The sequence below is a fragment of the Allobosea robiniae genome (genome assembly GCF_900102525.1).
In the GTDB taxonomy this organism is placed as follows: Bacteria; Pseudomonadota; Alphaproteobacteria; order Rhizobiales; family Beijerinckiaceae; genus Allobosea; species Allobosea robiniae.
Window position 1 is genome coordinate 49,340 of record NZ_FNBZ01000009.1, and the last position, 24,399, is coordinate 73,738.

At 66.3% G+C, this 24,399-nt stretch carries 24 protein-coding genes; 15 read left to right on the forward strand and 9 right to left on the reverse strand.

What is annotated here, in order from left to right; genetic code table 11:
* Nucleotides 1–5 precede the first annotated feature (5 nt).
* The 3 genes from nthA to BLQ70_RS22455 are packed head-to-tail and all read left to right on the forward strand — an operon-like array spanning nt 6 to nt 1,658.
* The gene (nthA, locus tag BLQ70_RS22445) at nt 6–629 is read left to right on the forward strand and encodes a nitrile hydratase subunit alpha (protein WP_091861569.1); all 624 of its coding nucleotides are present in this window, start codon (nt 6–8) and stop codon (nt 627–629) included.
* Entirely contained in the window at nt 626–1,285 is a 660-nt protein-coding gene (gene nthB / locus BLQ70_RS22450) for a nitrile hydratase subunit beta (protein WP_091861573.1), read from the forward strand. The genes nthA and nthB overlap by 4 nt, the downstream gene beginning before the upstream one ends.
* The gene (locus tag BLQ70_RS22455; RefSeq protein WP_170843500.1) at nt 1,272–1,658 is read left to right on the forward strand and encodes a nitrile hydratase accessory protein; all 387 of its coding nucleotides are present in this window, start codon (nt 1,272–1,274) and stop codon (nt 1,656–1,658) included. The genes nthB and BLQ70_RS22455 overlap by 14 nt, the downstream gene beginning before the upstream one ends.
* A 3-nt stretch (nt 1,659–1,661) precedes the next feature.
* Here BLQ70_RS22455 and BLQ70_RS22460 read toward each other — a convergent pair whose 3' ends face one another.
* Nucleotides 1,662–2,684, reverse strand: coding sequence for a nickel/cobalt transporter (locus BLQ70_RS22460; RefSeq protein ID WP_091861576.1), 1,023 nt, complete (start codon nt 2,682–2,684; stop codon nt 1,662–1,664).
* Nucleotides 2,675–3,319: a DUF1007 family protein gene (locus tag BLQ70_RS22465; protein WP_170843501.1), complete on the reverse strand. Its 645-nt coding sequence runs from the start codon at nt 3,317–3,319 to the stop codon at nt 2,675–2,677. Before BLQ70_RS22465 ends, BLQ70_RS22460 begins: the two co-directional genes overlap by 10 nt.
* 314 nt (nt 3,320–3,633) lie before the next feature.
* Here BLQ70_RS22465 and BLQ70_RS22470 point away from each other — a divergent pair, with 314 nt between their 5' ends.
* The 3 genes from BLQ70_RS22470 (at nt 3,634) to BLQ70_RS22480 (ending at nt 8,234) form a co-directional block, all read left to right on the forward strand.
* A complete protein-coding gene (locus BLQ70_RS22470) occupies nt 3,634–7,191 on the forward strand; it encodes an indolepyruvate ferredoxin oxidoreductase family protein (RefSeq protein ID WP_091861582.1) in 3,558 nt (1,185 codons plus the stop codon).
* A gap of 92 nt (nt 7,192–7,283) precedes the next feature.
* Nucleotides 7,284–7,958 (forward strand): Crp/Fnr family transcriptional regulator, encoded by a 675-nt coding sequence (locus BLQ70_RS22475; protein WP_091861585.1) that lies wholly within the window; start codon nt 7,284–7,286, stop codon nt 7,956–7,958.
* A 3-nt stretch (nt 7,959–7,961) separates the two neighbouring features.
* Nucleotides 7,962–8,234, forward strand: coding sequence for a hypothetical protein (locus tag BLQ70_RS22480; protein WP_091861588.1), 273 nt, complete (start codon nt 7,962–7,964; stop codon nt 8,232–8,234).
* Nucleotides 8,235–8,349: 115 nt separating this feature from the next.
* Here the strand turns inward: BLQ70_RS22480 and BLQ70_RS25465 are convergent, their stop codons facing one another.
* Nucleotides 8,350–8,586 (reverse strand): hypothetical protein, encoded by a 237-nt coding sequence (locus BLQ70_RS25465; protein ID WP_139163620.1) that lies wholly within the window; start codon nt 8,584–8,586, stop codon nt 8,350–8,352.
* 202 nt (nt 8,587–8,788) lie between these two features.
* Nucleotides 8,789–9,187, reverse strand: a complete 399-nt coding sequence (locus tag BLQ70_RS22485; RefSeq protein WP_091861591.1) for a VOC family protein — start codon at nt 9,185–9,187, stop codon at nt 8,789–8,791.
* Between the two features lie 270 nt (nt 9,188–9,457).
* On the opposite strand from BLQ70_RS22485, the gene BLQ70_RS22490 reads away from it, so the two are divergent.
* The 7 genes from BLQ70_RS22490 to BLQ70_RS22520 all read left to right on the forward strand — a co-directional run bounded on the left by BLQ70_RS22490 (nt 9,458) and on the right by BLQ70_RS22520 (nt 18,056).
* Nucleotides 9,458–11,443 (forward strand): AMP-dependent synthetase/ligase, encoded by a 1,986-nt coding sequence (locus BLQ70_RS22490; protein WP_061965932.1) that lies wholly within the window; start codon nt 9,458–9,460, stop codon nt 11,441–11,443.
* A complete protein-coding gene (locus tag BLQ70_RS22495; protein WP_061965930.1) occupies nt 11,440–12,255 on the forward strand; it encodes an ABC transporter ATP-binding protein in 816 nt (271 codons plus the stop codon). Before BLQ70_RS22490 ends, BLQ70_RS22495 begins: the two co-directional genes overlap by 4 nt.
* A gap of 172 nt (nt 12,256–12,427) precedes the next feature.
* Complete coding sequence (locus BLQ70_RS22500; protein ID WP_061966074.1) at nt 12,428–13,342, forward strand: branched-chain amino acid ABC transporter permease; 915 nt, start codon at nt 12,428–12,430, stop codon at nt 13,340–13,342.
* Between the two features lie 13 nt (nt 13,343–13,355).
* On the forward strand, nt 13,356–14,435 hold the full coding sequence (locus BLQ70_RS22505) for a branched-chain amino acid ABC transporter permease (RefSeq protein ID WP_091861594.1): 1,080 nt from the start codon (nt 13,356–13,358) through the stop codon (nt 14,433–14,435).
* A gap of 102 nt (nt 14,436–14,537) precedes the next feature.
* Nucleotides 14,538–15,866 (forward strand): ABC transporter substrate-binding protein, encoded by a 1,329-nt coding sequence (locus BLQ70_RS22510; RefSeq protein ID WP_091861597.1) that lies wholly within the window; start codon nt 14,538–14,540, stop codon nt 15,864–15,866.
* Between the two features lie 70 nt (nt 15,867–15,936).
* Complete coding sequence (locus tag BLQ70_RS22515; protein WP_091861600.1) at nt 15,937–16,782, forward strand: ABC transporter ATP-binding protein; 846 nt, start codon at nt 15,937–15,939, stop codon at nt 16,780–16,782.
* A 41-nt stretch (nt 16,783–16,823) separates the two neighbouring features.
* On the forward strand, nt 16,824–18,056 hold the full coding sequence (locus BLQ70_RS22520) for a phenylacetate--CoA ligase family protein (protein ID WP_091861606.1): 1,233 nt from the start codon (nt 16,824–16,826) through the stop codon (nt 18,054–18,056).
* A gap of 9 nt (nt 18,057–18,065) precedes the next feature.
* Here BLQ70_RS22520 and ung read toward each other — a convergent pair whose 3' ends face one another.
* Together ung and BLQ70_RS22530 are read right to left on the reverse strand one after the other, a co-directional pair.
* A complete protein-coding gene (gene ung / locus BLQ70_RS22525) occupies nt 18,066–18,764 on the reverse strand; it encodes a uracil-DNA glycosylase (protein ID WP_091861610.1) in 699 nt (232 codons plus the stop codon).
* Entirely contained in the window at nt 18,761–20,281 is a 1,521-nt protein-coding gene (locus tag BLQ70_RS22530; RefSeq protein WP_091861613.1) for a bifunctional metallophosphatase/5'-nucleotidase, read from the reverse strand. Before BLQ70_RS22530 ends, ung begins: the two co-directional genes overlap by 4 nt.
* Nucleotides 20,282–20,464: 183 nt before the next feature.
* On the opposite strand from BLQ70_RS22530, the gene hemH reads away from it, so the two are divergent.
* Entirely contained in the window at nt 20,465–21,529 is a 1,065-nt protein-coding gene (gene hemH / locus BLQ70_RS22535; protein ID WP_091861616.1) for a ferrochelatase, read from the forward strand.
* 1 nt (nt 21,530) lies between these two features.
* Here hemH and BLQ70_RS22540 read toward each other — a convergent pair whose 3' ends face one another.
* Nucleotides 21,531–22,211 carry an alpha/beta fold hydrolase gene (locus tag BLQ70_RS22540; RefSeq protein ID WP_170843502.1) on the reverse strand — a complete coding sequence of 227 codons (681 nt, stop codon included), beginning with the start codon at nt 22,209–22,211 and terminating at the stop codon, nt 21,531–21,533.
* A 246-nt stretch (nt 22,212–22,457) separates the two neighbouring features.
* On the opposite strand from BLQ70_RS22540, the gene BLQ70_RS22545 reads away from it, so the two are divergent.
* On the forward strand, nt 22,458–22,970 hold the full coding sequence (locus BLQ70_RS22545; protein ID WP_091861622.1) for a MarR family winged helix-turn-helix transcriptional regulator: 513 nt from the start codon (nt 22,458–22,460) through the stop codon (nt 22,968–22,970).
* A 12-nt stretch (nt 22,971–22,982) separates the two neighbouring features.
* Here the strand turns inward: BLQ70_RS22545 and BLQ70_RS22550 are convergent, their stop codons facing one another.
* Both BLQ70_RS22550 and BLQ70_RS22555 read right to left on the reverse strand, forming a co-directional pair.
* A complete protein-coding gene (locus BLQ70_RS22550) occupies nt 22,983–23,621 on the reverse strand; it encodes a TIGR00725 family protein (RefSeq protein WP_210184339.1) in 639 nt (212 codons plus the stop codon).
* Nucleotides 23,622–23,624: 3 nt separating this feature from the next.
* The gene (locus tag BLQ70_RS22555; protein ID WP_061965910.1) at nt 23,625–24,338 is read right to left on the reverse strand and encodes an orotate phosphoribosyltransferase; all 714 of its coding nucleotides are present in this window, start codon (nt 24,336–24,338) and stop codon (nt 23,625–23,627) included.
* Between the last annotated feature and the right edge of the window lie 61 nt (nt 24,339–24,399).

Genomic DNA, 24,399 nt, shown 5'->3' on the forward strand with positions numbered 1-24,399 from the left:
CCGCCATGAGCGGACATCACCACCACGATCACGACCACGACAACCACTTTACCGCCATCGAGGCGCGGGTGAAGGCGCTGGAAACGCTGATGGTCCAGAAGGGCTATGTCGACCCGGCCGCGCTCGACGCGATCATCGACACCTACGAGACCAGGATTGGTCCCCGCGATGGCGCCCGCATCGTCGCCAGGGCCTGGACCGATCCGGCCTTCGCCGAGCGTCTCAAGGCGGACGGCACCGCGGCGGTCGGCGAACTCGGCTATGGCGGGCGCGGCGGCGAGCATATCGTCGCCTGCTTCAACACGCCCGAGCAGCACAACCTGATCGTCTGCACCCTCTGCTCCTGCTATCCGTGGCCGGTGCTCGGACTGCCGCCGGTCTGGTACAAATCGCCGCCCTATCGCGCCAAGGCGGTGCTCGACCCGCGCGGCACCATCGCCGATTTCGGCGTGACGCTGCCGGAAAGCCAGCGCGTCCGCGTCTGGGATTCGACCGCCGAGACCCGCTTCATCGTCATCCCGATGCGCCCTGCCGGCACCGAGGGCTGGAGCGAGGAAAAGCTCGCCAGCATCGTCACGCGCGATTCGATGATCGGCACCGGTTTGCCGAAGGTGGAGGACGCGGCATGAACAGCGCCCACGACCTCGGCGGCCAGATGGGTTTCGGCCCTGTCGTGCCCGAGCCGAACGAGCCGGTCTTCCATGGCGACTGGGAAAAGCGCGTGCTGGCGATCAACGTCGCAGCCGGCGCCATGGGTGCCTGGTCGATCGACGAGATCCGCCATGCCCGCGAGAGCCTGCCGCCGGCGCAGTATCTCTCCTCGACCTATTACGAGATCTGGCTCGCCGCCCTCGACAAGGTGCTGGTCAAGCACGGCTTCCTGAGCACGGACGAACTCGCCAGCGGCAAGCCCGCGCCCGAGCGGCGCGAGCCTAAGCGCGTGCTCAAGGGCGAGGAGGTCGCTGGCGTCCTGCGCCGCGGCTTCCCCTATGAGCGCGAGAGCAAGGCCCCGGCGCGCTTCACTGTGGGCGACAGGGTCCGGACCATCGTGATGCATCCGCAGCACCATACCCGCCTGCCGCGCTATGCCCGCGGCAAGACCGGCGTGGTCGAGCGCATCACCGGCTGCCATGTCTTCCCGGACACGGGTGCGCAGGGGCAGCCTGAGACGGCGCAATGGCTCTACACGGTGGTCTTCGACGGCCGCGAGCTCTGGGGCCGCGACGCCGACCCGACATCAACCGTCAGCATCGAGGCCTGGGAGAGCTATCTTGAGCCGGCCTGAGACCGACCTCGCGGCAACGCTCGCCGCCGACACGCCGATCCCGCGTGACACTGAGGGCCCGATCTTCGCCGAGCCCTGGCAGGCGCAGGCCTTCGCGCTGGTCGTCGAACTCCAGAACAAGGGCGTCTTCACCGCCGAGGAATGGGCGCAGGCGCTCGGTGCCGAAATCCGCGAGGCCCTCGCGGCCGGCGGCTGCAAGGACGGTTCGGACTATTACGAGCGCTGGTGCGAGGCGCTGGAGCACCTGCTGATCGCAAAGGGGCTGACCTCCCATGACGGCGTCGACGCGCTAGCCGCCTCATGGGCCCGCGCCGCCGAAGCGACGCCGCATGGCAAGCCGATCCTGCTGGAGAACGATCCGCAACGGAGCTGAGTCTCAGCTCCCCGCCCCGCCGATCCAGAGACCGGTGAACAGCGCCGCGCCGAGCACGGCGACGAAGGCGGCTGCCAGCAATTCGAGCCCGCCGATCAGGCGCGCCGAGCGCAGGCTGCCACCGCCGGCGAATTTCAGCGCGGCGAACTTGAAGAAGACGGCGAAGGCCGCCAGCGCCCCGGTGGTGAGCGCCGTGCCCAAAGCCATCGCGAAGGTCGCGGCGATGCCGGCCCAGAACAGCCCCTGCGCATTGGCGAAGACGAGGATGATCAGCGCCCCCGCGCAAGGCCGTGCACCGGCCGCGACGACGACGCCGGCCATGTCGCGCCAGCCGGCGAGCCGCGAGACCTGCTCGGCATCGGGCATATGGACATGGTCGCAGGCCGCAGGATCATGCGCCCCGCCGGCCTCTAGCCGGACCAGAGCGCCCGCCTTCCGCCAGAGCATCAAGAGCCCCACCAGTGCGACCAGCAGGAAGCTGCCCTGCTCGATCACGGTCGTCGCGGCGTTCATCTGCATCGCGGTGACCCGCAGCAGCAAGGTCGCCACCGTCACGATCGCGATCGCGACCACGGCCTGCAGGAGGGCGGCCGCGAAACTCAGACCCAAACCTCGCTTCAGGCTGCGGTTGTCGGCGACGATATAACCGGAGATCACCGCCTTGCCGTGACCGGGCCCGGCCGCATGGAAGACGCCATAGCCGAAGGAGAGCCCGAGCAAACCCCAGAGCGCGGCGGGCGCAGTCGCGATCGCCTTCAGTGTCGCCGTCAGCTCGCGATAGAAGCTCGACTGCCAGGCGATCAATACCGCGCCGAAGCCGGTGGTCGATGGCAGAGCCTCGCGCGGCAGCGCCGTGCCAAAGGGATTGCGCGGCGGAGGCGGCGGAGGTGGGCTCACGCTCGCGATCAGCAGGGCGAGCAACGCAACAACGCCCGCGACCAGCAGCAGCGCCAGCGCGCAGGCGATCAGGCGCCGCGACAGCGTCGCAGCGGCCGGACGCGCTGTCTCGGCCGATGTCACGGACATGCCACCAGCGCCCGTGTCGTCACCTCGAGCCCACTGACATCGGGCGTCGCGGTGATATCGGCCTCGGCGAGGCGCTTCTGGGTGGCGTCGTCGAGCTTGGGCGGACGATTGACCCGCACGACGCAGCCCTGCGGCGCACCCTTGGTCACGACCGCATCCGGCGCGTCGACGATGTCGAAGGCGACGAAATAGGTGGGGTCGCCGATCTCGATGCCGAAGGAGCGCGCCTTCGCCGGGCTCTTCAGCGGCAGCGTGAAGACCAGCGTCAGCACCTTGTCGGCGTAGGACATGACCTGCTCGCCGGGCGTGCCGAATTCCTGCTTGCGGCCGTTGAGCTTGGCGGCGGTGAAGAACTCGACATCGGGCAGCGATTCGACATTGATCTTGGCGAGTTCGGCCAGCTCGTCCGAGGTCAGCTTGCCGTCGCCGTTCTTGTCGAGGCCTTGCGTGATATAGGCCGAATAGGCCTCATCGAAGCTCCAATGGTGCCGGATCGCCTGCACCGATCCGTCGGCCGTGAAGACGATTTCCGCCTTGGCATTGACGAAGACATGCGGATGCGCTGCCACCGGCCCGGCCGAGATGGCGGCCAGCAGGAACCCGAAAAGGGCCGTAAGATGCGCGCGTCGCGTCAAAGGCGAACCCTCCGTGATCCCCGTGGTCTGCGTGGATCATGGTTAAGCGATCGTCAACGGGCGCTTCGTCACGCCTGATCGCTGCGACAGCCATCCCTGCCAAACGGGGCCAAATCGCGGCGCTCCTCCCGTGGCGCACAGCGGCTGTTCCCGCAAACCGCTGGACCCCGCCTCGAAAACTGGAATGATACCAGATCAATTGACCGCCCCCGGTCGATATGTCAGCCTTGCTGACATATTCGCCGCGGAGACGGCAAAGCATGAGGCCGGGACTACCGGCCCGTCGGCGGGAACGACGATCCGGGAGGCCGAACATGGCCGAGACACCACGGAAATCCGACACCGAGGCGGGCGCGCTGCGCCAAGCCGGACTGCGCGAAGTCGCGCTCGACGACAAATACGATCTCGACAAGCGCGAGGTCTTCCTCACCGGCACACAGGCCGTCGCCCGCATGCTGCTGATGCAGCGCGAGCGCGACCGGCAGGCCGGGCTCGATACGGCGGGCTTCGTCTCCGGCTATCGCGGCTCCCCGCTCGGCGGCCTCGACCAGCAATTGATGCGAGCGTCCAAGCCCCTGAACGCCGCGAACATCGTCTTCCAGCCGGGCCTCAACGAAGACCTCGCCGCGACCGCGATCTGGGGCACGCAGCAAGCGGGGCTCAGCGGCGAGGGCAAGCATGATGGCGTCTTCGCGCTCTGGTACGGCAAGGGCCCGGGCGTCGACCGCTCCGGCGACGTCTTCCGCCACGGTAACATGGCCGGCACCGATCCCAAGGGCGGCGTGATCTGCCTGATGGGCGACGACCACACCGCGGAATCCTCGACAAACGCCCACCAGACCGAATTCGTGCTGGTCGACCGGATGATGCCGATCCTCAACCCGGCCGGCGTGCAGGAGATCATCGATTACGGCCTGCACGGCATCGCGCTCTCGCGCTTCGCCTCGGTCTGGGTCGGCATCAAATGCGTCAAGGACAACATCGAATCGACCGCATCGATCGATGGTTCGCTCGACCGCGTCGGCATCGTCACGCCCACCGATTACACCCCACCGCCCGGCGGCCTCGCGATCCGCCGAGAGCTCGATTTCGTCGAGCAGGAACGCCGGATGCATCTCTACAAGCGCGATGCGATGCTGGCCTATCTGCGCGCCAACAAACTGAACCGCATCGTTACCCAGGGCGGCAAGACGCCGCGCATCGGCATCGCGACCGTCGGCAAATCCTATCTCGACGTGCAGCAGGCACTGGCAGATCTCGGCATCGACGAGGTCCGCGCCAACGATCTGGGCATCCGCCTGTTCAAGCTCGCCTGCCCCTGGCCGATCGACCCGGCCGAGTTGAAGGCCTTCGCCAAAGGACTCGACCTGATCATGGTGGTCGAGGAAAAACGCTCGCTGATCGAGGTCCAGGTCCGCGAGGAGCTTTACGGCGCCAAACACCAGCCGATGGTGATCGGCAAGAAGGATGAGAAAGGCGAGTGGCTCTTCCCAGTTCATGGCGCGCTCGACCCCAACGATATCGCCATCGCGCTCGCCGGCCGCCTGCTGCAATACCGCGACGACACCGCCTTGCGCGCCCGGCTGGAGGAGATCGCCGCAGCACAAGGCCGCCTCGCCGAGGCGCAGGAGATCGCCAAGCGCACGCCCTATTTCTGCTCGGGCTGCCCGCATAATTCCTCGACAATCGTGCCCGAGGGCGCGCGCGCCTATGCCGGCATCGGCTGCCACTACATGGTGCAGTGGATGGACCGCGACACGGCGGGCTTCACCCAGATGGGCGGCGAGGGCGCGAACTGGGTCGGCGAAGCGCCGTTCTCGAAGCGCGGACACGTCTTCCAGAATCTCGGCGACGGCACCTATACCCATTCCGGCTCGCTCGCGATCCGCTGGGCCGTCGCCTCGGGCGTCACCATCACCTACAAACTGCTCTATAACGACGCGGTCGCCATGACCGGCGGCCAGCAGGCGGAGGGCCATCTCTCGCCCGACCAGATGGCAAGGCAGGTCGCGGCCGAGGGCGTGCAGCGCATCGCCGTGGTCAGCGACGACCCCGGCAAATATCCGCCGGGCACGCAATGGCCGGCCGGCACGACCCTTCATCATCGCGACGAGCTCGAGGCCGTCCAGCGCGAATTGGCCGGGACTTCCGGCGTCTCGCTGCTGCTTTACGACCAGACCTGCGCCACCGAGAAGCGCCGCAGGCGCAAGCGCGGCGCCTACCCTGACCCGGACAAGCGCGTGATCGTCAACGAGCTGGTCTGCGAGGGCTGCGGCGATTGCGGCGTGCAGTCGAACTGCGTCTCGGTCCAGCCGCTGGAGACCGAATTCGGCCGCAAGCGGCAGATCGACCAGTCGAACTGCAACAAGGACTTTTCCTGCGTGAAGGGCTTCTGCCCGTCCTTCGTCACGGTCCATGGCGCCAAGCCAAAGAAAGCCGATCCGCTCCGGCTCGATGCCGCCGCGCTCGGCGAAGCCGAACTGCCCGAACCGCTCGTGCCAGCGCTCGACCGCAGCTTCGCGGTGATCGTCACCGGCGTCGGCGGCACCGGCGTCGTCACCATCGGCGCGATCCTCGGCATGGCCGCGCATCTCGAAGGCAAGGGTTGCGGCATGATCGACATGGCCGGTCTCGCCCAGAAGGGCGGCGCCGTCTTCAGCCATGTCAAGCTCGCGCCGCACCCGGACGACATCCACGCCATTCGCGTCACCGCGGGACAGGCTGACCTCGTGCTCGGCTGCGACCTCACCGTCACCGGCTCGAAGAAGGTACTGGGCGCGATCCGGCCCGAGCGCGGCACCGTCATCGTCAACACCGCCGAGAGCCTGCCGGGCGATTTCACCCGCAATGCCGACTTCTCCTTGCCGACCGAGCGTCTGAAGCGCGCGATCCTCTCGGCCGCCGGCCGCGAGCAGACGCATTTCATCGACGCGACCGCCGCAGCTGTCGCCTTCCTCGGCAATGCCATCGCCGCCAACATGTTCATGCTCGGCCACGCCTGGCAGCTCGGCGCCGTCCCGCTCTCGCGCGAGGCTCTGCTCAAGGCGATCGAGCTGAACGGCGAGGCCGTCGCCATGAACAAGCAGGCCTTCGAGCTCGGCCGCCGCGCCGCGCATGATCCCGAAGCGCTCGCCGGCCTGCTCTCGCAAAGCAAGGCGGCGACGCCGGCCCGCCAGCTCTCGCAGACGCTGGACGAGATCATCGAGCGCCGCGTCGCCTTCCTCACCGCCTATCAGAACGCAGCCTATGCGGCGCGCTACCGCCATCTCGTCGCCCGCGCCCAGACGCGGGAGGCGGCAGTGATGCCGGGCCAGACCTCGCTCAGCGAGGCCGTCGCCCGCAACCTGTTCAAGGTGATGGCCTATAAGGACGAATACGAAGTCGCCCGGCTCTACAGCGACGGTGCCTTCCGCAAGCAGGTCGCCGCGACCTTCGAGGCCGAGGGCAGCGAGGGCAAGCCGCTGCGCTACGAATTCCATCTCGCCCCGCCGCTGCTGGCCCGGCGCGACCCGAATACCGGCCTGCCGCGCAAGATCAGCTTCGGCCCCTGGATGATGGGCGCCTTCTCGGTGCTGGCGAAGCTCAAGGGCCTGCGCGGGACGGCTCTCGACCTCTTCGGCTATACCGCCGAACGCCGTACCGAGCGCCGGCTGATCGCGGATTACGAAGTGCTGCTGAACGAATTGCTGACCCGGATCACGCCCGAGAACCATGCGCTTTGCGTGGCACTGGCCGCGATTCCGGAGAAAATCCGCGGCTTCGGCCACGTCAAGGAGCGGAATCTCAAGGCGGCGAAGGCTGAGGAGGCGATGCTGCTTGGGCAGTTGCGCGAGGGTGGCTCTGATGCCGCGTTGCCGCAGGCTGCCGAATGAGGCAAGGAGCTTTCGGCGCCTCTTTGGTTCAACTTGAGTCCGATTGCCACCGCACGCCATATTGAGCCGACAGCCGGCTTCAAGGATTGCTTGTGATCACCCCCGAGGAACTGCGCGCCATCGCCTCTTGGTCCCATGATCTTTCCGAGGCGGAATTCGAGGAGGCGCGGCGCGGCATCTCCTTCAAGAGCTATGGCAAGGGCGCCTCGATCTGCCATGTCGGCGACCGGCTGGAATCCTGGACCGGCGTCGCCGACGGACTGGTCAAGATGGCGACCACCTCGAAATCCGGGAAGACGGCGACCCTCGCCGGCCTGCGCTCCGGCGCCTGGTTCGGAGAAGGCACCGTGATCAAGGCCGAGGCACGCCGCTACGAGCTGGTGGCGCTGCGCGAATCCCGGATCGCGCTGATGCGGCGCTCGACCTTCCTCTGGCTGTTCGAGCATTCGGCTGCGTTCAACCGCTTCCTCGTCCACCAGTTCAACGAGCGCCTCGCCCAGTTCATCTCGCTCGCCGAGACCGAGCGTACGCTGGATTCCACCGGCCGGCTGGCCCGCAACCTCGCCTGGCTGTTCAATCCGATCCTCTATCCCGATCTCGGGCGCACGCTGGCGATCTCGCAGGAGGAGCTCGGCATGCTCGCCGGCATTTCCCGGCAGATGGCGAACCAGGGGCTGGCCAAGCTCGCCGATCTCGGCCTGATCGAGCTCGGGCATGGCAGCATCACCATCCGCGACCTCGACAAGCTCGCCCGCTACGAAGGTTGAAAATTGCTGCAGGGCACCAAATCGCGTTTCGCGCGTTCCTTCTTCCGAACAGCCCAGGCTGAGAAAGGAACCGCCGCCATGTTTGGCCTCCTCAACCTCATGACGAAACGGGTCAACGACCAGATCGTCGAATACGCCACCGCGCAGTCCGAGATCGCCCGCCGCATCTGGGGCAATTGGCTCGACCCCTTCCACGCCTGCAAGCCTGTGAAGATTCGTGCTGACCAGTATGTGCTGGGTTGTGCGGCTGTACGCAACACGAAGCACAGGCGCTGACTTCAAGGGTAGCGCGCCACGCCTCCGGTAGCTTGTCGTCCCATGAGGCGGGCTCTCTATTGAGCCATAGGAGTCGCCCGACACCCATGGCTCAGTGGGAGATGGAGGGGTGTTGTCAGTCTCCACTCCAGTCGCGGATCACATCGACCAGATCTTCGTCCTTCCCGCTGATCTCTACTGCTGAGTAGCCGAAGCCCTCTGCGATGAGTTTGTCAGCAAAGGGTTTGATGACGCGCCAGTCAGGATCTATCACCATTCCATTAGGTGGCCCGACTTTCACAAGAGCGGTAGCTTCGACCAATGAGCCGTCACCCAGTGTGACCTTGCAAGGTGCGACGACCTCAAATCCCATGCGCTTACCAGCCGCAAGCCAAAGTCGTCCTTGATCTGATATCGAAGTCATTCCGGCACAGTGCCACAGCAACGGGACGCGAGCCAATGCGCTGATCACTTCATGGTTAGGGCCGACAAGTGTTGGACTACCGTTGTTTTCGCGAAGCGGCCCTCGGTCGCTTTTTTGAGATGCTGATAGCGCCGGCGTTCGTTGGAAGCCGCTACACGAGCTCGTTGAACACCGCCTCGATCGCGTAGCCGTCGGGATCGATCACGAAGGCGGCGTAGTAATGCGGGCCATAATGGGCGCGCAGCCCTGGCGCGCCGTTGTCGCGCCCGCCATGCTGAAGGGCTGCCTCATGAAACTGGGCAACCGCCGCCCGATCCGGCGCGGCGAAGGCAAGATGGAAACCGGGACCCGGCGGCCTCTGTCCCTCGGGCTTGAGCTTCAGCGCCAGCTTGTCGCCCGCGCCCGGCGAGCCGTAACCGACCGCCTGCCCGATCTCGCCGGGCCGCAGGTCCGACCAGACCCGGACATAGCCGAGCGGCGCCAGCACCGCGTCGTAGAAGGTGCAGGCACGCTCGATATCGGCAACGCCGAAAGACAGATGATGAAGCATGAGTCTGTCCGCCGCCGTCGCAGGCACGGTTCCGCCCGCCGATTCAATCTGCCGAATTCGTGAGGAAAATCAGGGCCGAAGCAAAAGCGCACGCAACACATCTGCGTGAGAAGCAGACTTCGGCGGGACGATAATCACCAAAAGGCGAATTGTCTGTCAAGCGGGTCCTTGCGAAGATGATGGCCGCCTGCAAGTCTTGCATGAGAACGAGGCCGGAAACCGGCCCGCGGAAGTCGCCACGACGCATGGCGGCTCGACAGGGAGAACGCAATCGTGGCAAGCGGCACCGCCGGCGAGGCGGATACCTTTCCGAAATTGCTGTTGCGCAATGCAAGGGAGCGCGCCTCGCGCGTGGCCTTCCGCCACAAGGACCTGGGCATCTGGCAGTCCTGGAATTGGGCCGAGGTCGCGACCCATGTCCGCGATTTCGCCGAGGGCTTGCGGCAGCTCGGCCTGAAGCGCGGCGAGAAGGTCGCGATCATCGGCCAGAACCGGCCGAAGCTCTACTGGTCGATGTGCGCGGCGCAGTGGCTCGGCGCGATTCCCGTGCCTGTCTATGCCGACGGCGTCGCCGAGGAGATGGCCTATGTCCTCGACCATGCCGAGGCGGTCATCGCCGTGGTGCAGGACCAGGAGCAGGTCGACAAGCTGCTCTCGATCACCGAGCGCCTGCCGCATCTCAGGCACATGCTCTATGACGAGCCCCGGGGCCTGCGCGACTACGACCACAGCAAGCTCCACGCCATCGAGACGGTGATCGAGGCCGGCGCCAAGGCGCTGAAAGACCCGCAGATCGAGGCCGCGCTGGCCCGGGAGATGGAACAGGGCCAGGGCTCCGATCTCGGCATCATTCTCTATACCTCCGGCACGACCGGACGGCCCAAGGGCGTGATGCTCAGCCATTTCAACGTCCTGATCGCCGCCGAGATCGGCTGCGGCTTCGACGGGCTGAACGAGACCGACGAGGTCATTGCCTATCTGCCGATCGCCTGGGTCGGCGACCATGTGTTTTCCTATGCGCAGGCGATGCTGGCGGGCTTCTGCGTCAATTGCCCGGAAAGTCCGGACACGGTGATCGACGACCGCCGCGAGGTCGGCACCACCTATGCCTTCGCCCCGCCGCGCGTCTTCGAGAACATGCTGACCGTGACCATGGTGCGCATGGAGGATGCCGGCGCGCTCAAGCGGAAGATGTTCCACTATTTCCTCGACGTCGCGAAGCGCTATGGCGAGCAGATCCTGAACGGCGAGAGCGTGCCGCTGAAGGGCCGCCTGCTCTACAAGCTCGGCGACATGCTGGTCTACGGCCCCCTGCGCAACCGCTTCGGCCTGACCAATATCAAGGTCGGCTACACCGCCGGCGAGGCGATCGGCCCCGAGCTCTTCCGCTTCTACCGCTCGATTGGCATCAACCTGAAGCAGCTCTACGGCCAGACCGAGGCCGGGGTCTACATCACCATGCAGCCCAACGGCGAGATCAAGGCCGACACCGTCGGCAAGCCCGCGCCGATGGTCGATATCCGCATCGACGACAATGGCGAGGTGCTCTACCGCTCGCCCTCGATCTTCGGCGGCTATTACAAGGACCCCGACAAGACCGCGGAGACGATGACCGCCGACGGCTATGTCCGCTCCGGCGATGCCGGCTTCTTCGACGACGGCGGCCACCTCAAGATCATCGACCGCGCCAAGGATGTCGGGAAGCTCAACAGCGGCGACCTCTTCCCGCCGAAATACATCGAGAACAAGCTCAAGTTCTATCCCAACATCAAGGAGGTCGTGGCTTTCGGCCAGGGCCGCGACTACGCCACCGTCGCGCTCAATATCGACCTCATCGCCGTCGGCAACTGGGCCGAGCGCAACAATGTGGTCTACGCCTCCTATCAGGAGCTCGCCGGCCACGATCTCGTCTACGACATGATCGCCAAGCATGTCGACGAGGTGAACCGCTCGCTCGCCTCCGAGCCGATGATGGGCGGCGCCCAGATCAAGCGCTTCCTGATCCTGCACAAGGAGCTCGATGCCGACGACGGCGAGCTCACCCGCACCCAGAAGGTCCGCCGCGGCTTCATCGCCGAGCGTTACGCCCCGCTGGTCACCGCACTCTATGACGGCTCGGACGCCGCCGACATCTCGACGGAAGTCACCTTCGAGGATGGCCGCAAGGGGGTGATCTCGGCCCGCGTCAAGGTGCGCGACGCCAGGCTCTATCCCGTCACGGTCGAGGGGGCGCCGTCCGCGGCGAAGGCGGCATGAACGCGGAACCGATCAACGTGACCGGCGTGCCCGTCCGCGACAAGGGCGAGGTCCTGCTCTCGGTCGAGAACATCTCGCTGCGCTTCGGCGGCGTGAAGGCGATCACCGACGTCTCCTTCGACATCCGCAAGGGCGAGATCCGCGCTATCATCGGCCCCAACGGCGCCGGCAAGACCTCGATGCTGAACTGCATCAACGGCTTCTACCAGCCGCAGGAAGGCCAGATCGTCTTCAAGGGCGAGCGCCGCGCCAAGATGCGCCCGCATCGCGCCGCCGCCGGCGGCATCGCCCGCACCTTCCAGAACGTCGCGCTGTTCAAGGGCATGTCGACGCTCGACAACATCATGACCGGCCGCACGCTCAAGATGAAGAAGGGCTTCTTCTGGCAGGCCCTGCGCCACGGCCCGGCGATGCAGGAGGAGATCGCGCATCGCCGCGTCGTCGAGGACATCATCGACTTCCTGCAGATCGAGCACATCCGCAAATTGCCTGTCGGCAAGCTGCCCTACGGCCTGCAGAAGCGCGTCGAGCTTGGCCGCGCGCTCGCGATGGAGCCGGAGCTGCTGCTGCTCGACGAGCCGATGGCCGGCATGAACCTCGAGGAGAAGGAAGACATGTGCCGCTTCATCCTCGACGTGAACAACCAGTTCGGCACCACCATTGCGTTGATCGAGCACGACATGGGCGTGGTGATGGACCTCTCCGACCGGGTCGTCGTGCTCGAATACGGCCGCAAGATCGCCGACGGCACGCCTGACGAGGTCAAGGCGAACCAGAAGGTCATCGACGCCTATCTCGGCGTGGCGCATTGAGGAGCGTGGAGACATGAGCGACATCGCCACCCGCCCCGCCCCGAACCTTCTCGCCAACCCGCTGGTCAAGGCCGGCCTGATCTTCGCCGCCGTCATAGCGGCGCTCGCGATCGGAGTCCGGCTCGACCCGACCAACACACTCTATGCGATCTTCGTCGACCCGTTCCAGCAGATGGCGCAGGCGCCGGACCTGCTGGTGCAGACCGTCTGGGAGGGGCTCGTCTCCGGGGTGCTCTATGCGCTCATCGCGCTCGGCTTCGTGCTGATCTTCAAGGCCTCGGGCGTGTTCAACTTCGCCCAGGGCATCATGGTGGTGTTCGCGGCGCTGACCCTGGTCGGCCTCTACGAGAAGGGCGTGCCGGCCTTCCTCGCGGTCATCCTGACGCTCGGCGTGATGTTCGCGCTCGCCGTCACCATCGAACGCGTGGTGCTGCGCCCGCTGGTCAACCAGCCCGACATCATCCTGTTCATGGCGACCTTCGGGATCACCTATTTCCTGATCGGCTTCGGCGAAGCGCTCTTCGGCGGCAATCCCAAGCAGATGATTGCCGAGCAGCTCTACCTGCCGAAAGGCGCGGTCGACCTGCAGATCCTCGGCGGGCTGGTCTCGCTCCAGAAGATCGATATCGCCGCCGCCCTCATCGCCTCGCTGATGATTGCCGCGCTCGCCGCCTTCTTCCAGTACACCCGCATCGGAAGAGCCCTGCGAGCGGTGGCCGACAGCCACAAGGCGGCGCTCTCGGTCGGCATCTCGCTCAACCAGATCTGGGTCATCGTCTGGTTCACCGCCGGCATCGTCGCGCTGATCACCGGCATCATGTGGGGCGCCCGCTCGGACGTGTCCTTCGCGCTGGAGATCGTGGCGCTCAAGGCCCTGCCGGTGCTGATCCTCGGCGGCTTCACCTCGATCCCCGGCGCCATCGTCGGCGGCCTGATCATCGGAATCGGCGAGAAGCTCGGCGAGTTCTACTGGGGCCCGCTGATCGGCGGCGGCATCGAGAGCTGGCTCGCCTATTTCATCGCCCTTGGCTTCCTGCTGTTCCGGCCGCAGGGCCTGTTCGGCGACAAGATCATCGAACGTATCTGAGGAGCCGGACGACATGCTCTACCGCGAGGCCGGCCAATACAAATCCACCTATTCCGCCGACATGGCGGTCTTCCCCCTCAGGGAAGACCGGATCGGCATCGCCGTCATCTTAGGCGTCGCGCTGGTCGCCATCCCCTTCCTGGGCAGCGACTTCTTCATCGCCTCGGTGATGATCCCGTTCCTGATCTTCTCGCTGGCGGCGGTCGGGCTCAACATCCTCACCGGCTATACCGGGCTGATCTCGCTCGGCACCGCCGCCTTCATGGGTGTCGGCGCCTATAGCTGCTACAAGCTCACCACGATCTTCCCGGGCGTGAACATCATCGTCCTGATCCTCGTCTCGGGCCTGTTCTCGGCCGGCATCGGCGTGCTTTTCGGCCTGCCCTCGCTGCGCATCAAGGGCTTCTACCTGGCGGTCGCGACGCTCGCCGCGCAGTTCTTCCTGCAATGGGCCTTCGTGCGCGTGCCCTGGCTGTTCAACTACAACGCCTCGGGCGCGATCGAGGTGCCGCAGCGCACGCTCTTCGACATCCCCCTGACGGGTGCGTCCGCGACCCCGGAGACCCGTTATTTCGTCTGCCTCGGCCTCGTCGTGGTGCTGACCTGGTTCGCCTCCAACATCGTCCACGGCAAGCTCGGCCGCTCCTGGATGGCGGTGCGCGACATGGATATCGCCGCCGAGCTGATGGGTATCAAGCTGCTCAATGCCAAGCTCGCCGCCTTCGCCGTCTCCTCCTATTTCTGCGGCGTCGCCGGCGCGATGATGATCTTCCTCTGGTACGGCGGCGGCGAGGCGGCGGACGTGTTCTCGATCCGCCTCTCCTTCAACATCCTGTTCATGGTCATCATCGGCGGCCTCGGCTCCCTGATCGGCTCCTTCTTCGGCGCGGCCTTCCTGTCGATCCTGCCGACGGCGCTGAAATTCGGCCTGCCGGCGCTGGGCATCCCGATCCAGGGTGCGGCGGCCGAACATGTCACCTTCATGCTGGTCGGCGCGCTGATCATCATCTTCCTGATCGTCGAGCCGCACGGCCTCGCCAGGCTCTGGCAGATCGGGAAGCAGAAATTGCGGACGTGGCCCTTCCCGTACTGACGCGGGAGAGAGCCCAAGAAACGACCGGCACGACAGAAGCGCCGGCGAAAACAAGACGGGACCGGCTGGAACCGGCCCGGAGGAAACGAACGGAGGAAGTCCATGAAGACCAGCAATCTGTTGAAGGGTGCAGCGCTCGGAGCCCTGTTCGCCGCCGGTGCGCTTGCCCCGGCCATGGCGCAGGACAGCGTCTATTTCGCCAACAACGCCTATCGCACCGGCCCGTTCTCGGGCTCGGGCATCCCGATCGGCGACGGCATGCGCGACTACATCACGATGATCAACGAGCGCGACGGCGGCGTGAACGGCGTCAAGGTCATCTATGAGGAATGCGAGACCGGCTACGACACCAAGAAGTCGATCGAGTGCTACGAGCAGGCCAAGTCGAAGAACACCATCGTCTATTCGCCCTGGTCGACCGGCGCGACGCTCGCCGCGATCCCGCGCGCTCATGTCGACAAGATCCCGATCCTGTCGATGGCCTACGGCCTGTCCTCCTCAGCCGACGGCACCAACTTCCCCTGGGTCTTCATCCCGCCCTTCACCTACTGGGACGGCGCCTCCGTCATGGTGAAGCACATGGCGGCCGAGCTCGGCGGCATGGACAAGCTCAAGGGCAAGAAGCTCGGCCTGATCCATCTCGACGCGCCCTTCGGCAAGGAGCCGATCCCGGTCCTCGAGAACCTCGCCAAGAAATACGGCTTCGAGCTCAAGCTCTATCCGGTGGCCGCCGCCGACATGCAGAACCAGGGCTCGCTCTGGCTCTCGATCCGCCGCGACCGGCCGGACTTCCTCTACAACCAGGGCTGGGGCGCGATGAACCCGACCGCGGTCAAGGAAGCGGCCAAGAACAACTTCCCGATGAACAAGCTGGTCGGCGTCTGGTGGGCCGGCGGCGATGACGATGCCCGCGCCGGCGGCGAGCAGGCCAAGGGCTACAAGTCGCTGAGCTGGACGCTCGCCGGCACCGAGGCGCCCGCCATGCAGGACATCCTCAAATACGTGGTCGACAAGGGCAAGAGCACGACGCCGAAGGAGAAGGTCGGCGAAGCGCTCTACAACCGCGGCGTCTACAACGCGATGCTCGTCGTCGAGGCCGTGCGCAACGCGCAGAAGCTGACCGGCAAGAAGGTGATCACCGCCGAGGACATGCGCCGCGGCCTGGAATCCCTCAATCTCACCGAGGCGCGCCTCAAGGAGATCGGGCTTGGCGGCTTCGTCACGCCGACCACGATCTCCTGCACCGACCATTCTGGCCACAGCAAGATGTTCGTCTCGGAATGGGACGGCACCAAGTGGACCAAGAAGGGCGACTGGGTCGAGCCTCTGAAGGACGAGGTCCGGCCGCTGATCGAGGCCAACGCCAAGGACTATATCGAGAAGGCCGGCAACTGGCCGAAGCGCACCGAGCCCTGCGAAAAGTCGTCCTGATCTGACGGCAGCCGGCGGCGGCTCCCCCGCCGCCGGCACCCCATCGATACCGATTGTCCGGGAGAGGCCGATGTCGACCGCCACCCTCGAAAAGCAGGCCGCCGCGACCGCGAGCGACACCATCCTGTCGCTCAACAATATCGAGGTCATCTACGACCATGTCGTGCTGGTGCTGAAGGGCGTCTCGCTCACCGTGCCGCGCCAGGGCATCGTCGCGATCCTCGGTGCCAACGGCGCCGGCAAGACCACGACACTGAAGGCGATCTCCAACCTGCTCAAGGCCGAGCGCGGCGAGGTCACCAAGGGCTCGATCGTCTTCGACGGCGAGCGCGTCGACAAGATGTCCCCGAACGAGCTCGTCCGGCGCGGCTGCATTCAGGTCATGGAAGGCCGGCACTGCTTCGGCCATCTCTCGATCGAGGAAAACCTGCTGACCGGCGCCTTCACCCGCCGCGACGGCAATGCCGCGATCAAGCGCGACCTCGAGAAGATCTACACCCTGTTTCCACGCCTGAAGCAGCGCCGCTCGTCGCAGGCCGGCTACACCTCCGGCGGCGAGCAGCAGATGTGCGCCATCGGCCGCGCCATGATGTCGAACCCCAAGATGATCCTGCTCGACGAGCCCTCGATGGGCCTCGCCCCGCAGATCGTCGAGGAGATCTTCGAGATCGTCCGCGGGCTCAATGCCGACGAGGGCGTGTCCTTCCTCGTCGCCGAGCAGAACACCAATATGGCGCTGCGCTATGCGACCTACGGCTACATCATGGAGACCGGGCGCGTCGTCATGGACGGCGAGGCCAAGATGCTGCGCGAGAATGAGGACGTGAAGGAATTCTATCTCGGCGTCGCCGAGGGCAACAAGAAGTCCTTTCGCGAAGTGAAAAGCTACAAGCGCCGCAAGCGCTGGCTGTCGTGAACGCACGATCCGGCACCGCACCCGACAGACGAGACCCCGCCATGACAGAGCACCACGACGCGCTCGAAACCCGTTCGCCTGCCGCGCGCGAGGCCGACCTCTTCGCAAGGCTGCCAGCGGTGCTGGCAGCAGCCCTGAAAGCGCCGGCCTATGCCGAACGGCTCGCCGGCATCGACCCCGACGCGATCACTGACCGCAAGGCACTGACTGGCTTGCCCATCCTGCGCAAGGCGGAACTCCCGGCCCTTCAGAAGGCGGTCCTGCCCTTCGGCGGCTTCGTCTCGGAGGCAGCTAACTCCTTCGGTCGGCTCTTTACGTCTCCCGGTCCGATCTTCGAGCCTGAAGGCACCGCTGCCGACGCCTGGGGCGCCGCACGCGGCCTCTACGCCGCCGGCTTCCGGCCGGGCGATATCGTCCTGAACACGCTGAGCTATCACCTGACGCCTGGCGGCTTCATCATGGATTCCGCCGCACGCGCGGTGGGCTGCACCGTGATCCCGGCAGGTCCCGGCAATACCGAGCAGCAGATGGAGGTGATCTCCGCCTACCGCCCGAGCGCCTATGCCGGCACGCCCGACTTCCTGAAGATCCTGATCGAGGCGGCCGAGACGCGCGGCGTCGACATCTCCTCGATCAAGCGCGCGGTGGTCTCCGGCGCCGCCTTCCCGCCCTCGCTGCAGGCCTGGGTCAGGGAGCGCGGCATCGATGCCTACCAGCTCTATGCCACCGCCGATGTCGGCGTCATCGCCTATGAGACGGCGGCGCGCGAAGGCATGGTGCTGAACGAGAACCTGATCGTCGAGATCGTCCGGCCGGGCACCGGCGATCCCGTTCCCGAGGGCGAGGTCGGGGAGGTCGTGATCACCAATCTCGACCCGCATCATCCCCAGATCAGGCTCGCGGTCGGCGACCTCACCGCCATCCTGCCGGGCGCGAGCGCCTGCGGTCGCAGCAACACCCGGATCAGGGGCTGGATGGGCCGCGCCGACCAGACTGCCAAGATCAAGGGCATGTTCGTGCGGCCCGAGCAGGTCGCCGAGATCGCCAGGCGCCATGCCGAGATCGCAAAACTCCGCCTCGTCGTCGGCCGTGCCAACGAGACCGACACGATGACGCTGAAGGCCGAGACCTACACTGAGGCCGCCGGCCTGATCGATGCGGTGTCCTCGACCTTGCAGCAAGTGACGAAGCTGAAGGGTGCGGTCGAAATCCTCCCGCTCGGCGCGCTGCCGAACGACGGCAAGGTCATCGCCGACGAACGCCCCGTGGGGTGACGCCGCGCGTCACCACGCGATCGGCTTCTCCCCCTGCTCGTCCAGCCAGGCATTGGCCCGGCTGAACGGCTTCGAGCCGAAGAACCCTCGCCGCGCCGACAGCGGCGAGGGATGCGCGCTGGCGATGACCAGATGTCGGCTCTCGTCGATCAGGGGCCGCTTCGTCTGCGCTGGATTGCCCCAGAGCAGAAAGACGACATGCGCTCGCTCGCGTGAGACCGTTGCGATCACCGCATCGGTCACCGCTCCCCAGCCGAGCGAGAGATGCGAGCCGGCCTTGCTCGCTCCCTCGCGCACCGTCAGCGCCGTGTTGAGCAGCAAGACGCCCTGCTTCGCCCAGCGCGTCAGGTCGCCGTCCGCGGGTGTGGGCTCTCCCAGGTCTTCAGCTCGCTCCTTGTAGATATTGACGAGCGAGCGCGGCAGCGGCGCCGGCCCGACATAGGAAAAGGCGAGCCCGTTGGCATGGCCCGGCGTCGGATATGGGTCTTGGCCCAGGATGACGGCCCGGACCGCATCGAGCGGCGTCAGCGCCAGCGCGGCAAAGACCCGCTCCGGCACCGGGGCCACCACATGCCCGGCCGCCCGCTCGGCATCGACCGCCGCGCAGGCACGAGCGGCAGCCCCGTCGGCAGCGAAGACCGGCAGCTCGCGCCAGCCGGCTGAATTCCCGCTCGCCAGGAAGGCTGCGAGCGCTTCAGCACATTTCACTTCAGGACCGCCCGGCCTTCGACCCTGGCATCGACCGTGCCGAGCTTACGAACATAGACCATCACCTCATTGGCCATCAGCTTGCCGTCGGTGAGGCCGATCAGCGTCCTGCCGCGGCTCAGCGCCGTGTAGCCGTCGCCGCCCTCCAGCATGAAGTTATTGGAGGCGACGGTGTATTTGCCGGCCGGATCGATCGGCTTGCCGTCGACAGTGACGGCACCCACGCGCGAACCCTGCGGCTGCTTGAGATCGGCCTCGAATGTCAGGCCGGACACCACCGGGAAGCGCCCGGCGCCCTGCGGCGCATCGCGCAGGCCGTTCTCGATCGCGTCCTTCACGTCCTTGCCGGTGATCTCGACCATCACGGTCGCATTGCCGAAGGGCAGTTCGCTCAGCACGTCACGGCGCGTCAGTTTCTGCCCGGCCGCGTATTGCTTGTTGGCGCGGATGCCGCCGGCATTGGTGATGGCGAGCTGGGCGCCGGTCGCGGAGCGGATCGCATCGGCGATCAGGTTGCCGATCGCGGTCTCCTGTGTGCGGATGACGCCGGTGCGGGAATCGAGCGGCGCGGCCAGCGTCGCGATGTCGACGTCGAGCTCCTTGGATAGCTCGCCCTCATAGCCTTTGACGATGGCGGCGATATCCGGGTCCGGCGTCGCTGCGCGGGAATCGTTGACGCGGAAGGTCGGCGTCCACGAGACCTGCCGCGCCGTGCCCTCGCCCTTGACGCTGACGGCGATGTCGATCGCTGTGACGTAATTGCCCTCCTCGTTCGACTCGACCATCACCACCTTGCCGTCATAGGCGATGGCGAGATCGTGGTCGTGGCCGGTGAGCACGATATCGACCACGCGAGAGCGCACGATCTCGTAATCCGTCTTCCGGTCGGCATGGACGACGGCGACGAGAATATCGGCGCCCTCGCCCTTCAAAACCTTGGCCTCGCGGCGCAGCGCCTCCATGGTCGAGGAGAATTTCAGGTCGCCGGGGAAGGAAACCTGCGGGGTCGGCTCGAAGGCGGCGCCGATGACGCCGACCTTGATGCCGCCGAGCTCGAAGATCTGCGAATCCCTGTGATGCGGCAGGATGCTGCCGGCGGCGTCACGCAGGTTCGCGGCGAAGGTCGGGTAGCTCTGCGCCGCCGTCAGCTTGAGGTAGTTCTCCTTGCCGAAATCGAATTCGTGGTTGCCGGGCACAAAGACGTCGATACCCATCTTGTTCTGCATCGCAACGATATGCGCGCCCTGGTCGAAGCCCGACATCAGCGAGGGCGAGTAGCAGTCGCCGGCATGGCAGAACAGCACCGGCACGCCCTTCGCGCGCTCGGCCTTGGCGATGCCGGCGGCGCGCGCGAAGCCGCCGCGGCCCTTGTCGTCGCCCATCTTGTAGATGTCGTTGACGAGCAGCAGCGTGAAGCTCGGTGCCGGCTGCTGCGCCATCGCCACCGGCGCAGTCGCAGCGAGCGTCACTGGCGCCGCCAGGACACCGAGAGCCTTGCGGCGGGTGAGCTTCGTCATGGCGAGCGTCCCTATGTCCTGAGAACCGCTCCAGACTAGCAAGAGGAGCGAGGCGCTGACCAGAGGGGTTTCGGGCCGCCCGACGGCGGGAAGCAGTGTCGCACCCCTGCCATTCGAGAAGCTTCAAGGCTGGACGAAAGCGCGAACTCGTCTAAATCACGACGCCAAGGAGTGCACGCGTTCATGACCGCTGACATCGCCGCAGTGCCGGCCCGCGAGGCCGCTTCCCTGCCACCCGACCATCCCAAGGTACAGTACGGCCGCATCGGCGTGCTCTTGATGAATCTCGGCACGCCGGAGGGCACCGGCTACTGGCCGATGCGCGCCTATCTCAAGGAGTTCCTCTCCGACCGCCGTGTGATCGAGGAGCCCCGCTGGAAATGGTGGCCGATCCTCAACCTGATCATCCTGTCAACGCGGCCGGGCCGGAAGGGCAAGGACTACGCCTCGATCTGGAACAAGGAGCGTGACGAGGGCCCGCTCAAGACCATCACCCGCTCGCAGACCGAACAGCTCGCTGAGCGTTTGAAGCCGTTGGCCGGAGAGCGCGTCGTCTTCGACTGGGCCATGCGCTACGGCTTTCCCGATGTGCAGAGCCGCCTGAAGGCACTGCTCGATCAGGGCTGCGATCGCATCCTGCTGGTGCCGCTCTATCCGCAATATGCCGCGCCGACTTCGGCGACCGCCTGCGACCAGGCTTTTCGCGCGCTGATGCAAATGCGCTGGCAGCCTTCGGTGCGCGTCGCCCCGCCCTATCACGACGACCCCGTCTATATCGGCGCGCTCGCCCGCTCGATGCGCGCCTCGCTGGCGAAGCTCGATTTCGCGCCGGAGGTCATCCTCTGCTCCTTCCACGGCATGCCGAAGGAGTATCTGCTGAAGGGCGACCCCTATTACTGCCAGTGCGTGAAGACCTGGCGCCTGCTGCGCGCCGAGCTCGGCCTCTCCGAAGAGCAGTTCCCGCTGACCTTCCAGTCGCGCTTCGGGCCGGACGAGTGGCTCCAGCCCTATACCGACGAAACGGTGAAGGCCCTGGCCCAGGCCGGCAGGAAATCGATGGCGATCGTCGCACCGGGCTTCTCGGCCGATTGCCTGGAGACGCTGGAAGAACTCGACGGGGAGAACCGCGAGATCTTCCTGCACAATGGCGGCGAGAAATTCGCCTATCTGCCTTGCCTCAACGATTCCCCCGAAGGCATCGACACCATCGCCGAAGTCGTCCAGCGCGAGCTGATGGGCTGGCTCTGAGCTAGCCTTCGCCTGCGACGAAGCACGCCACGCTCTCGGCCACCGGCCGCGCCTTCAGGATGCGGCGATGGCCGAGCCCGTCCGTCGCTTCCAGCCGGACGAACGGGCCGGCCTGCTCCAACGCCTCGGCATGCGCGAAGCCCAGTTCGCGATCCTGCCGATCATGGATCACCAGCGTCGGCAAGCCGATCGCCTTGAGCTGGAGCGGCCCTTCGAAAGCCTCGACCGGATTGCCGGCGACAATGTGGATGCGCCGCTCCAGCGCCGCCTGCCCGCGCCGGCCGAGACCGATCGCATGGCCGAATTGCCGGGTGATCCGGGTGATCGAGGACGGCGCCGAGATCAGCACGAGCCGATCCGCGCTGACCACCGGCTGTCCCCTGACCGAGCCCGCCAGTGCGGCCAGCGTGATCGCGCCGCCGAAGGAATGGGTGACGATCGCGTGGAATGGCCCGAACACCCGCGCGACCGCCGCAAGGCTCGCGACGCCGAGCGGAATATTGAGCTCCCGCCCCGTCGAGGCGCCATGGCCGGGCAGGTCGAAGGCGACCACTCGGAAACCCGCCGTCAGGAGCGGCTCGACGAAGCCCGTCATCGAGGCCGCATCGCCGGTCCAGCCATGGACCAGCAGCACCGTCCGGATCGGCGCCCGCTCCTCAGGCTCGAAGACATAGGCCTGCACGCTCCCGCACGGAAACGGTATCGCGCGCAAGCTCGCTTGCTGCAGCCGCGGCGGCTGCCCCATCTTGCCGTTTCCGTTTCGCGTCGACGGCCTCGGCGGGGTACAGAAGAGGCGGAAGGCCAGCCGGCCGGCTGTGCGCGGAGCTATGAAGCTCGCGGCCCGGACCAGCGGGCGCATGTAGCGAAGGGTGGCAGTGGTCATGGCGAAGACCCGATCTTGTTCAGCGCTGAACCATTATGTTCAGTCATGAACAAAACACAAGCCCCTTCTGCTTCGCCTGAAGCGCAGGTCCTGCCCTGGGAATTGCCGCGTTTCCGCAACTGGATCGCCGTCGCCCGCGCGCACAGCCTCTGGGAGAAGGTCTTCACCGAGGCCCTAGCGCCGCTCGACATCCAGCTCGCGCATTACGACGTGCTCGCCAATATCTTCCATGTCCCCGGCCTCTCACAGCAGGCGCTTGCCGAGAAGCTCCTGGTCGGACGCAGCGCGATGAGCATGCTGCTGCCCGTGCTGGAGAAGCGCGGCCTGATCGAACGCCGCAACGACGAGACCGACCGGCGCCTGCGCCGCCTCTGGCTCACCTCCGCCGGCGAGGCGCTGACCCGCAAGGCGATGGCGGTCCATGTCGCCGAGATCGAGGCGATGATGCAGGTCTTGAGTGACGAGGAATGCAATGCCGCCGGCGAGGCGATGCGCCGCGTCGGCAAGGCGCTCGAAGCGCGTGGCGGCGCGGCAACGAGCCGCCCCGAGAAGCCGTAAATTCCGGCGCGCTCAGAGCGCCAGGATCACCCCCGCCACCGCGTCGAGCGCGGCGTCCGCGTCAGTGCAGGCCTGCGCACCATCCACCGCGGGAGCGCCTTCCAGCAGGAAGACCGGGCGCTTGAACTGCAAGGCGAAAGCGATCTCGGACAAGGTGCCGTAGCCGCCGCCGATCGCGACGAGGCAGCAGGCGGCCCGAGCGATCAGCGCGTTGCGGGCGACGCCGATGCCGGTCGCGAGTGGGACGGTGACGTAGGGATTGGCCGCCTCCGGCTCGTCATCCGGCAGAAGGCCGATCGACAGGCCGCCGGCTTCCGCCACGCCCCGGCAGACCTCTTCCATCACCCCGGCACGGCCGCCGCACAAAACGGTGACGCCATGCTCTGCGAGCCGTCGCCCCATCGCAAAGGCGGCGGCTTCCTGCGCAGCGGTCGGCGTGCGCGTCCCGATCACGGCGACGGGTGTTCGCAGCGGCATCCCGCTGTCGCGCTGGAGCCAATGCACGGCGCCGGCCAGAGAGGCGGGTTCTCCCCGCCCCGCCGTTGCCCTCGCCTCGCTCCAACGCCGGGTCGCCGGATCGAAGATCCGGCCGCGCCCGTCGAGTAGTTGCGCGTTCTCGCGATCGAGGCGCAGTTGCAGCTCGCGCGCCATGGCTCAGGCCGGCTTCTTCTCCTCGCCGAAGGCGGAGATGCCGCCATGCTTGGCCGACCAGCTCGCCGGGTCGTTCAGGAAGCTCTCGACCTCGGCCAGGATCTTCGGCTCGAAATGGCCGCTCTCCTTGGCCACGGCCAGCACGTCCCACCAGGTGGTAAGATAGTGCAAGTTGACGCCGATCTCGGCCATCAGCTCGCGGCTCTTCGGGAAGATGTCGTAGTAGAACAGCACGAAGCAGTGCTGCACGTCGGCGCCAGCATTGCGCAGCGCCTCGGCGAAATTGACCTTGCTGCGGCCGTCTGTGGCGAGATCCTCGACCAGCAGGGTGCGCGCGCCCTCGACGACGGAGCCCTCGATCTGGGCGTTGCGGCCAAAACCCTTCGGCTTCTTGCGGACATACTGCATCGGCAGCGACAGCCGATCGGAGATCCAGGCCGCGAAGGGAATGCCCGCTGTTTCGCCACCGGCGATGATGTCGAGCGACTCGTAGCCGATATCGCGCACGATCGTCGTCGCCGCGAAATCGATCAGCGTCGAGCGCAGGCGCGGATAGGAGATGATCTTGCGGCAGTCGATATAGACCGGGCTCGCCCAGCCCGAGGTGAAGAAGAAGGGCTTGTCGCTGTAAAAGTGGACAGCCTTGATTTCGAGCAGCATCTTGGCCGCTTCGCGCGCGATCACGGTCCTGTCGGTGGGGGTGAACAGGTGGGACATGGCGCGGTCTCTCCGGGCTGAGCGACGCCGCTCGCCGGGAACGGCAAGGGCGCAAGGGCTG